Source organism: Plantibacter sp. (assembly GCF_059073635.1).
Genome location: NZ_JCACOF010000010.1, coordinates 1,045,261 through 1,055,133 on the forward strand (window position 1 = coordinate 1,045,261; position 9,873 = coordinate 1,055,133).

Here is a 9,873-nt window from a genome sequence, read left to right on the forward strand (position 1 = left end):
GCCCGCGATGGGCGTCGTGTCGATCGTAGGCGGCACCGTGTTTCGGAACCGTCTGGTGATCGTCCGACGCCCGCGCAACCGCCGTCGAGCTGGACTGGGGCCTGGTCGTCGCGTGCCGAACACCGACGACCGACCGAGGAGGAACCATGCAGCACGGCATCCAGCACCAGCAGCAGCCGCACCGGCACCCGGGCCGACGGAGCACCGTCGCCCGCCGAGGCTCCAACCGAGCCGTCGTCATCCTCGCCGCCACGGCCGTCGCCCTCACCGCCGCGATCGCCCTGGTCGCGTGCACGGGCGTCGCGCCGACCATCACCCGCGGGATCACCGCGCTGACCGAGCGACCGTCCGGAGACGCGGGTGCCGGAACCACGACCACGACGGATGGCGCGTTCGGAACCGACGACGGCGTGTTGGAGGAGAACCGGTACTCGGCCTACGACACCGATCTCCCGGCCATCGCGAACCTCGATGCGGACCTCCTGGAGGCCGTCCAGCAGGCGACCGACGCAGCAGCGCAGGACGACATCGCGCTGTACGTGAGCTCCGGATGGCGGAGCACGGCGTACCAGCAGCACCTGCTCGACGAGGCGATCCTCCAGTACGGCAGTGAGGCGGCCGCGCGGCAGTACGTCGCGACGCCCGACGGCTCCTCGCACACGCGCGGGGCGGCCGTCGACATCGGTGCGACGGACGCCGACTACTGGCTCATCGAGCACGGCGCCGACTACGGCCTCTGCCAGACCTACGCGAACGAGATCTGGCACTTCGAGTTGGCCACCGTCCCCGGCGGCGAGTGCCCGGAACTCCTGCCCGACGCCGGATGAGGTCGGTGCCGCGACCAGCTGCCACCGCCGGGCGCCCCGGTCCTATCCGGCGACCGGTGCCAGCCGGCTGACGAACTCGTCGACGCGCAGGCGGATGTCCCGGAACGCTTCGTCGAACGCCTCGTCGGTCGCGGGCGCGGCAGGGTCGGGGATCGACCAGTGCAGGTCGTCCAGCCCGCCGAGCTCCTCGTGCGCCCGGTTGCACACGGTGATGACGAAGTCGCCGTGCCGGAGGACCTCCGCCGTCGCGCGTGGAACGCTCGGGCGGATCCGGACGCCATGGCGTGCCGCCGCCCGGACGGCGCCCGGGTTGACCTCGCTCGCCGGCCGGCTGCCCGCGGATGCGACGGGGACGTCGCTGCGGTCCTGCCAGAGCGCCTCCGCCATCTGCGACCGCGCCGAGTTCGCCGTGCAGACGAAGACGACCCGCGCCGGGGCGCTGATCGGTTCGGGCGCGAGGCGGTCGAACGCCCCCGGGACGAGCCGCACGTAGTTGCGGCGTCCATCGGACTCGGATCGCGACCGCGAGAGGATCCCCGCTCGCTGGAGGACGCTCAGGTGATGGGAGACGAGGTTCGACCCCATCCCGAGGGCGAGCTGGATCTCGGTCGGTGAGAGGTCACCGAGCGCCAGGAGGTCCACGATGCGCAGCCGTGCCGGCTCCGCGAGCGCGGCGAACTTGGACGCCCTTACCGCCAGCGACTCCACCGACACAACCCCCGTTGACTCAACCGTGATTGACTCAATAATAGGCTGAGTCGTCCGTGAACACCCCTTGAGCGATCCGCTCGAACTCACGGTCGTCCAGAAGAGGAGCTACTCATGGGTCTCGGAACCGGAATCGCCCTGATCGTCATCGGCGCCATCCTCGCCTTCGCCGTGAACGTCGACGTCCCCGCTGTGGACCTCACGCTCATCGGGTACATCCTCATGGCCGCCGGCGCCGTGGTGTTCCTCATCTCGCTCGTCCTCGTGCTCCGCCGCCGACAGGTCTCCTCGACCACGCGCTCCGCAGTGGACCCCGGTAGCGGCGAACGCGTCACCCGCCGCAGCACGACCGACAACGACGGCCCCGTCCTCTGACGACCGGACCGGCCGCACCACCCATGACCGAACCCGCTACCGCGCCGTCCCAGAGCGGCGAACTGCTGGACGGTCGGTATCGACTCGAGCGACCGATCGGTGCCGGCGGGATGGCGACCGTCCATCTGGCGACCGACGAGGTGCTCGGGCGCAAGGTGGCGGTCAAGCTGTTCCGCCCGGGAACGACCGATGCGACCGACGGCGCCAGGACCGCCTCGGAGACGCGTCTGCTCGCGTCGCTGAACCACCCGGCCCTCGTCACCCTGTTCGACGCCAGGGTCGTGGCCGGTGACGGCTCCTACCTCGTCATGGAGCACGTCGACGGCCCGACGCTGTCCCAACGCATCGCTCGGTCGCCGCTTCCGTCGTCCGAGGTCGCCGCGATGGCCGTCGACCTCGCGGAGGCGCTCCACACGGTGCACGCGGCGCGGGTCGTCCATCGAGACATCAAGCCGTCCAACGTGCTGCTGCGACCGACGATCCTGCCCCACCAGGAGTACCGCGCGAAGCTCGCCGACTTCGGCATCGCCTACCTCATCGACAGCACCCGCATGACCGCGCCGGGCTCACTGATGGGCACGGTCGCCTACCTCAGTCCTGAGCTCGTCCGTGGAGCGGATCCGGCCCCTCCGGCCGACGTGTACGCCCTCGGACTCGTCCTCCTCGAAGCCCTGACCGGTCGCCGCGCCTACCCGCAGACCACCACGCACGAGTCGCTCATGGCACGCCTCAACGCGTCGCCGACGATCCCCGGCGAGCTCGGCTACCAGTGGAAGTCGCTGCTCACCGCGATGACCGCCGCCGATCCGGCGCAACGCCCCACCGCCCTCGACGTCGCGACGACCGTCCGCGCGATGGACCCCGTGCTCGACCCGGCGGATGTGACCGTGGCGACCTCGGCACCTGCGATGACGACGACCGCCGACCCGGCACCGACGGCAGCGACCGAGCCGCTCGTCTCGACGACGCCGTTCGAGCCGATGACAGGCGCGCGCGCCGAGACCGGCCCGACCGCGGTGCTCGACGGCACTCGCCGCTCGGAGCGACGTCTCGACGGTGGTGCACGGCGACCGGCCGCAGCGCACCAGCCGCGGCGCCTTCGACGCTGGCTGATCCTCGCGGCCGTGCTGCTGGTGATCGCGGTCGCCGTCGTCTGGTTCATCGTGTCCCAGGCACAGCCGCCTGCCCCGACGCTGCCCACCCTGCCCGAACCGTTGTCGACGCATCTGGACGAACTCCTGCGGGAGGTGACGCCATGAGGAACTCCTGGAACCGAGGGCTCCGGCTGTTCGCAGCACCGTTGGTCGTCGTCGCCCTCCTGAGTGGCTGCGCCGGACCGGCTGCAGACCTCGACGCGAACACCGGCCGCGACCTGCAGAGTCGTGTACTCGTGGTCGCGAACGCAGCCGCCGACGGCGACACTGCGGGTGCGCTCGCGGCTCTCGACGCGCTCGAGGCGCAGCTGGCCGCTGCTGAGGCGGCTGGGACCGTTTCGGCGACCCGAGCCGCGGACATCCGTGCGGCGATCGCGCTCGTCCGCGCCGACCTCTCCCCCGCGGTCGAGACCCCGACGCCGACCCCGGAACCCAGTTCGGTCGCGCCGGCCGAACCCGCTGCACCGGTCGAAGACGACGGAGGCGGGGACGATTCCGGGAACAACGGGAACAACGGCAACAACGGCAACAACGGCAAGAACAAGGACAAGAAGGACAAATGAAGCGACGAGGAAGCACCGACTCCGCCCCCGACGACGGATCGTTCGAGCCCGGGGACGAAGAGACGGCGAAGCGAACCCGTACGGCGGAGGACGGGGTCTCGACCGTCCAGCACAGCATCATCGTCGACCTCCCCATCGCCGCCGTCTACAAGCAGTGGGTCGACTTCGAGTCGTACCCGGAGTTCTTGCCGGCTGTGCGCGAGGTGAAGCTGACCGGCGAGGTCTACAGTCGCTGGACCGTCGCGATCAGCAAGCTCTCGCGGCAGTTCCTCGTCGAGATCCTGGAGCAGCTCCCCGAGGAGCGTCTGGTCTGGCGCACCATCGAGGGCGACGTCTGGTTCAGTGGCGACGCCACCTTCGACGCGATCGACAAGCAGCAGACCCGCGTGGACGTCACGGTGCACTGGAAGCCGGTGTCCGCGGTGGAGCGGACCGCTGCGGCGCTCGGGCTCGCCGGACGGGTCGTCCGTGGGGCGCTCGAGGCGTTCAAGACCCACATCGAGTCGACCGGCGGCCCCTCGGGTCACTCCCGCATCAAGGTCGTCTCGCCGAAGGGCTAGCCGTCGGCCCCACCTGATCAGCTCATGAACGGTCGCAGGTCCGGATAGCCGGTGGTCTGCCAGGCACCGTCGACGACGAGATTGTCGCCCGAGATGTACGACGCGTCGTCGCTCGCGAGGAACAGGGCGGCTGCGGCGATCTCCTCCGGCGCAGCCGCACGTCGGAGCGGGATGCGCTCGTCGTACGCGGCCTGCACACCGGGGATGTCGGTCAGCGACTTCGTCAACGGCGTCGCGACGAGACCCGGCGACACGGCGTTCACCCGGATGCCATGCTCACCGAGCTCGAGCGCCGCCTGCTTGGTCAACATGACCGCGCCGGCCTTCGACGCCGTGTAGCCGACGCCGAAGTGCATGGGGACGAGCGAGTTGAGCGAAGCGATGTTGACGATCGACCCGGCCTTGCCCTCGGCGAGGAACTGACGGGCGGCGAGCCGGGTGCCGTTGAAGGCGCTGTAGAGGTTCAGTCGGACCGTGAAGTCCCAGTCCTCGAAGGAGATGTCGGTGATCGTCCCGGCGCGCGATCCACCGGCGACGTTGAAGAGCGTGTCGAGCGTGCCGAAGCGTTCGACGGTCTCGGCGACCAGCGCGGAGAAGTCAGCCTCGTCGGTCACGTCGGTGCGCCGACCCCACACGCGATCGCCGAAGGTCTCGGCGGCACGCGCGATGAGCTCGGCATTGATGTCCGCGACGACGACCGAGGCGCCCTCGGCGACCAGCCGTTCGGTGATCTTCGCCCCGATGCCGGACACGCCCCCGGTGACGATCGCGACCTTGCCGGCGAACCGGCCCTGGATTGATGCATTCGACATGATGCCGCTCCGTTCTGCTCACCGGCTCTGGCGAGCACCCCCAGCATACGCATCTATCAGTCACATGTCAGATAGTTTCAGGCAGCCCTCAGCATGACGACGCCGGCCCCGGGACGACGTGTCCCAGGGCCGGCGTCAGGCAGCGGCCGAGTCCTACCGCGGCGACTGCTCGCGATCAGCGTCCGCCAGTTCACCGTCGCCACCCGAGGCCCGGTCGAACGCGGGTGCCCCGGTGGTCGAGGCAGGCACCTTGCCGCGCGCTGCGGCCTCGAGCGACTCCGCCTCGTCCCCGCCGACCGCCTCGCCGCGGGCGACGAGCCCGGCGACGTCGGACAGCGGGATCTGCTTGAGGAACAACGACAGCAGGAAGGCCGCGCCGATGAACGGCAGCAGGTACCAGAACACCGGGGCGAGAGCGTCGGCATAGGCGGTCACGACACCGTCGCGGATGCCCGGCGGAAGCTGGCTGAGCGTCTGCGGGTCGATCGTCGCCGCCGCATTGGAAGCGTCCCCCGCGCTGGCACCCGAACTCGCGAACACGTCCTTCAGGTTGGCCGTGAGGCGCGTGGTGAAGATCGTGCCGAACACGGCGACACCGAGCGACGCACCGACCTCGCGGAAGTAGTTGTTCGTGCTGGTCGCGGTTCCGACCATCGACGCGTCCACCGAGTTCTGGGCGACGAGCACGACGACCTGCATGATCAGGCCGAGACCGGCGCCGAAGAAGAACAGGAAGACGCAGATCAGCCAGATCGGGGTGTCCGCCGTGAGCGTCGTGAACGCGACCATCGAGGCGGCGGTGACGAGCGTGCCGATGACCGGGAACATCCGGTAGCGACCGGTCCTGGTGATCAGGTTCCCCGAGACGATCGAGGTACCGATGAGGCCGACCATCATCGGGATCATGAGCAGGCCCGATGCGGCTGCCGAGGTGCCGGACGACATCTGGAGGAACGTCGGCACGAAGCCGATCGCCGAGAACATGCCGAGGCCGAGGGTGAGGCCGATCGCGGTCGCGTTGATGAACGTCGGGTTCTTGAAGAGCGACAGCGGGATGATCGGGTCCTTGGCGCGCGCCTCGGTGATGACGAAGAGCAGCGCGGCGAGCAGCATGCCGATGCCGAACATCCAGGTCTCGATGGCACCCCAACCGTGCGCGGCGTCGCCACCGAAGTCGGTGAAGAAGATGAGGCAGGTGGTGAACGCCGAGAGGAAGATCACGCCGAGGAGGTCGATCGGCGCGGTCGCCTTCTTGTTCGGCAGCTTCAGCGTGAAGAACGCGATCGCGAAGGCCGCGATGCCGACCGGGATGTTGATGTAGAACGCCCACTGCCAGGTGAGGTGGTCGACGAAGAAGCCACCGAGGAGCGGGCCACCGACGGCGGAGAGACCGAAGACGGCGCCGAGCGGGCCGAGGTACTTGCCGCGCTCGGAGGCGGGCACGATGTCGGCGATGATCGCCTGCGACAGGATCATGAGGCCACCGCCACCGAGGCCCTGGACGGCTCGCCAGACGATGAGCTGCGTGAAGTCACCCGCGAACGCACAACCGACGGAGGCGATCGTGAACAGGGCGATCGCGACGAGGAAGAGGCGACGACGACCGAGGACGTCACCGAACTTGCCGTAGACGGGCATGACGATCGTGGTCGCCAGGAGGTAGGCGGTGGTGAGCCAGACCTGGTGGTCGACGCCGCCCAGCTGTCCGACGATCGTCGGCATGGCGGTGGAGACGATCGTCTGGTCGAGGCTGGAGAGCAGCATGCCCGCGATGAGGGCGGCGAAGATGATCCAGATGCGGCGCTTGGTGAGCAGCATCGGGCCCTCGGTGGGTGCGGCGGTGGCGGCGGTCACTGGAGGTCCTTTCGGGGAGTGGGGTTCGTGTGGGGGATGCTGAGGCGCGGCGGCGGTGGGTCCGGCGTCGGCGGATTCGGGGTCGTCGGGCTCGAGGATGGCTGCGATACGTCGCGAGGCAGTCGCGGATGGAGCCGACGATGTCGAACTCCCCGCCCTGGCCGATGTCGGCGACGCCGCTGCCGAAGACGCGCGCCATCGTCGTCTTGATCGCCATCCCGAAGAGGTCGGCGCAGGCGCGGGCACGCGGGTCGTCTGCCGGGACGCCTTCCCGCACGGCGATGAGCTCGACGAGCAGTTGCTCGCGCTCACGGTTGAGGCCCATGAACCGGACCAGCAACTTCGGTTCGCGCTCGAGGGCGGCGTGGAAGTCGACGTGCTCGGCCAGACCGAACCCGGACCGCTCCGCATGGCCGGCCGCGATGAGCATGAAGTCGTCGAGCACGGCGCGCCACCCCCGCGAGCCGAGGGCGAGGAACTCGGTGGCGAACCGCTCGGTCTCCTCGGTCTCGTCGATGCCGAGGACGGCGTCCTCCTTGCTCGGGAAGTAGTTGAAGAAGGTGCGACGCGAGACGCCGACCTCCTCGCAGAGTTCCTCGATCGTGAAGCCGTTGAGCCCCTGTGCGGCCGTGAGTCGACGCGACACGGTCGTCAGGCGCGCGGCGGTGGCGGCCATCCGGTCGGACAGCCGATTCGTCGAAGTTGCACTCTGCATCACGAAGTGCAGTATTGCACTCTCCGAGCCGGGGTGCAACTTGGCGGCACGAGCCGACTGGTCGGGCCTCACTAGAGTGAACGCATGGACCCTCGTCAGGCACGAACCCGCAGTGCCCTTCGCGACGCGATCCACACCCTCGCGGCGGCGAAGCGCATCGATCAGGTGACCGTTGCGGAAGTGTCCCGGGTGGCGGGGATCACCCGCGACACCTTCTACCGTCACGCCGCGACGCCCGTCCACCTGCTCGCCGACGTGCTCGGCGAGGAACTGGATGAGACGCTCCAGGCGCACGCCGATCTGCCGGCGCACAGCGACTCGACGCTGAGCGTCTTCGACGAGTCCGAACGCGACCTCCTGCGTCACGTCGCCGAGCACGCGACGATCTACCGCAACGCCATGCACCCCCGGCTCATCGGACCCCTGCGCGACGCGCTCACCGAGCGGATCGAGCAGGCGCTCGCGCACCACCTCGACCGGCACCCGCACATCGCCCCACCCCGCGAGGACGGCATCACGCCCGAGCGACACGTGCGCATGCTCGTGGCCTACGCCGGCGCCGGCACCGTCGCGGCGATCGAGGAGTGGCTCCGATCCGGCGACCTCGACGACATCGACGCCGCGGCCCGCACGGTCATCGCCGCCTCCCCCGCCTGGTGGCTCGGCCGCTCCTGACCCTGGCGCCTGGGCCTGGGCCTGACGCCAGCGCGGTGCGCTGACGCGAGCGCGGGTCCCTCACGTGAGCGCGCCCCTCCGGAGACCCGCGCTCACCTACCCTGGGGTGCGCTCACGCCAGCGCACCGCGCTGGCACAACGGCCTCATGCGCGACATATGTCGGTGTAGGCATATCTGCACTGTGGATAACCCGGGCGGCCTCTTCGACCGCCCGTAGCGTCGAGGGATGTCAACGATCTCCTCACCTCGAACCTTCTCCACACTCGCACTGGCGGTGGGACTCCTCGCGCTCACCGCGTGCACGGAAGTCGAACCGGCTCCCCCTCCGAGCAGCACTCCGCCGGTCTTCGAGAACGAGGAACAGGCACTGGCTGCGGTGACGGAGACCTATCAGGAGTTCATGCGGATCTCGAACACGATCCTCGTCGAAGGGGGTGTCGACGTTGATCGAATCGACGTCATCGTCGGAGACCAGTTGGCCGAGTTCGAGCACGGCAGCCTCATCGAACTCGCTACTGCGGGAAAGACACTTGTGGGCGCACCGACGCTCGTCGCCACCTCTGTTTCAGATTGGTACGCCCAGCCCGACGCGGCTGGGGTGATTGCGATTGGAACGGCGTGTATGGATCTCACCCCAGTGGATGTTCTCGATAGCAACGGCAACTCAGTGGTCGCACCGGACCGTCCCGCGGACGCGAACCTGGTCAGTGAACATCGGCCCAGGTGACAGCTGGCCAATCCGCTTTTGTCCTCATCGAACACGATGCAGTGCACGAGGGGGACGTCATGCGCAAGACTGAGGAACAACGCTGGTTGGCTCTGTTCGCGCTGGCAGGGCTGATGCTCGTCGCTGCTCCTGTACAGCAAGCGGCCGCTAGCGGCTGCAGCGATGACAATCAATGGAGTAATGGCTGGCGCTTGGCATCGGCAATGGCTCGGTCGACATCGGTGGAAGCATCGAGCAGCCCGGTTCGGGTGGAGGCGGTGGTTCCGGCGGCGGGACAGGCGGAGGCGGCGGTGGCGGCGGCTCGGCCGAGTTGCCACCCGGGGTGACCGACGGGCCCAACGGTGAGCGGACGGTCTGCAGCCTCATGCGGCCGGACGAGTGTTACACCTTCACCCCCGGCGACCTCGGCACCGACCTCGAAGCAGCACCGGCGGCCCCCGTCACGATCCGCGACGTCGCCAGCTTCGCCCCCGCCGCACCCACCGTCACGACCGAGCCCGCCGCCTGGGGTGTCCGCGGGCTCCACACCAACGTCATCGCAGCTGCTTCCGGCCACACCCGCACCGGCACCCTCCTCGGCCAGGTCGCGGAGGTGAACTTCATCCCCGTCGGATTCACCTTCGACTACGGCGACGGCGACACGACCACCACCCGGACCGGTGGATCCTCGTGGGCTGCCCTCGGACTCGCGGAGTTCTCCAAGACCCCGACCAGCCACCGCTACACGACGGTCGGGACGAAGACCATCACCGTCGAAGTCGAGTACGCCGCCGAGTACCGCATCGGCGACAGCGGCTGGCTTCCCGTCGTCGGAACCCTGTCGATCCCGACCGAAGAACCCCACACGGTCCAGATCGTCCGCAACTCGACCGTGGGCGTCGACAAACCCTGCCGCCCCGGCA

At 69.0% G+C, this 9,873-nt stretch carries 11 protein-coding genes and 1 pseudogene; 8 read left to right on the forward strand and 4 right to left on the reverse strand.

Going from position 1 to position 9,873, the window contains the following annotated elements; translation table 11 throughout:
* The first annotated feature begins 146 nt into the window (after positions 1-146).
* Positions 147-827 carry a M15 family metallopeptidase gene (locus AC5JOC_RS17140; protein WP_494246877.1) on the forward strand — a complete coding sequence of 227 codons (681 nt, stop codon included), beginning with the start codon at positions 147-149 and terminating at the stop codon, positions 825-827.
* A gap of 42 nt (positions 828-869) precedes the next feature.
* On the opposite strand, the gene AC5JOC_RS17145 is transcribed toward AC5JOC_RS17140, so the two are convergent.
* A complete protein-coding gene (locus AC5JOC_RS17145) occupies positions 870-1,535 on the reverse strand; it encodes a metalloregulator ArsR/SmtB family transcription factor (RefSeq protein ID WP_342450882.1) in 666 nt (221 codons plus the stop codon).
* Positions 1,536-1,649: 114 nt separating this feature from the next.
* Here AC5JOC_RS17145 and AC5JOC_RS17150 point away from each other — a divergent pair, with 114 nt between their 5' ends.
* From AC5JOC_RS17150 to AC5JOC_RS17165, 4 genes are read left to right on the forward strand one after another with little or no spacing between them, the layout of a single operon-like run.
* The gene (locus tag AC5JOC_RS17150) at positions 1,650-1,910 is read left to right on the forward strand and encodes a DUF6458 family protein (protein WP_064295666.1); all 261 of its coding nucleotides are present in this window, start codon (positions 1,650-1,652) and stop codon (positions 1,908-1,910) included.
* A 23-nt stretch (positions 1,911-1,933) separates the two neighbouring features.
* Positions 1,934-3,169, forward strand: a complete 1,236-nt coding sequence (locus AC5JOC_RS17155) for a serine/threonine-protein kinase (protein WP_494246879.1) — start codon at positions 1,934-1,936, stop codon at positions 3,167-3,169.
* Positions 3,166-3,627 carry a hypothetical protein gene (locus AC5JOC_RS17160; protein ID WP_494246880.1) on the forward strand — a complete coding sequence of 154 codons (462 nt, stop codon included), beginning with the start codon at positions 3,166-3,168 and terminating at the stop codon, positions 3,625-3,627. Before AC5JOC_RS17155 ends, AC5JOC_RS17160 begins: the two co-directional genes overlap by 4 nt.
* Complete coding sequence (locus tag AC5JOC_RS17165; RefSeq protein WP_137244017.1) at positions 3,624-4,187, forward strand: SRPBCC family protein; 564 nt, start codon at positions 3,624-3,626, stop codon at positions 4,185-4,187. Before AC5JOC_RS17160 ends, AC5JOC_RS17165 begins: the two co-directional genes overlap by 4 nt.
* A gap of 17 nt (positions 4,188-4,204) precedes the next feature.
* Here AC5JOC_RS17165 and AC5JOC_RS17170 read toward each other — a convergent pair whose 3' ends face one another.
* The 3 genes and pseudogenes from AC5JOC_RS17170 to AC5JOC_RS17180 form a co-directional block, all read right to left on the reverse strand.
* Positions 4,205-4,999: an SDR family NAD(P)-dependent oxidoreductase gene (locus AC5JOC_RS17170; protein ID WP_124767452.1), complete on the reverse strand. Its 795-nt coding sequence runs from the start codon at positions 4,997-4,999 to the stop codon at positions 4,205-4,207.
* Positions 5,000-5,152: 153 nt separating this feature from the next.
* Entirely contained in the window at positions 5,153-6,817 is a 1,665-nt protein-coding gene (locus tag AC5JOC_RS17175) for an MDR family MFS transporter (protein ID WP_124770019.1), read from the reverse strand.
* Between the two features lie 619 nt (positions 6,818-7,436).
* Positions 7,437-7,568: pseudogene (locus tag AC5JOC_RS17180) on the reverse strand (TetR family transcriptional regulator); the annotation flags it as partial.
* An 84-nt stretch (positions 7,569-7,652) separates the two neighbouring features.
* Here AC5JOC_RS17180 and AC5JOC_RS17185 point away from each other — a divergent pair.
* The 3 genes from AC5JOC_RS17185 to AC5JOC_RS17195 all read left to right on the forward strand — a co-directional run.
* Positions 7,653-8,243 (forward strand): TetR/AcrR family transcriptional regulator, encoded by a 591-nt coding sequence (locus tag AC5JOC_RS17185; RefSeq protein WP_124767453.1) that lies wholly within the window; start codon positions 7,653-7,655, stop codon positions 8,241-8,243.
* Between the two features lie 227 nt (positions 8,244-8,470).
* Complete coding sequence (locus AC5JOC_RS17190; RefSeq protein WP_494246881.1) at positions 8,471-8,971, forward strand: hypothetical protein; 501 nt, start codon at positions 8,471-8,473, stop codon at positions 8,969-8,971.
* Between the two features lie 322 nt (positions 8,972-9,293).
* The coding region (locus tag AC5JOC_RS17195) for a PKD domain-containing protein (protein WP_494246882.1) at positions 9,294-9,873 on the forward strand (580 nt) is incomplete at its 3' end.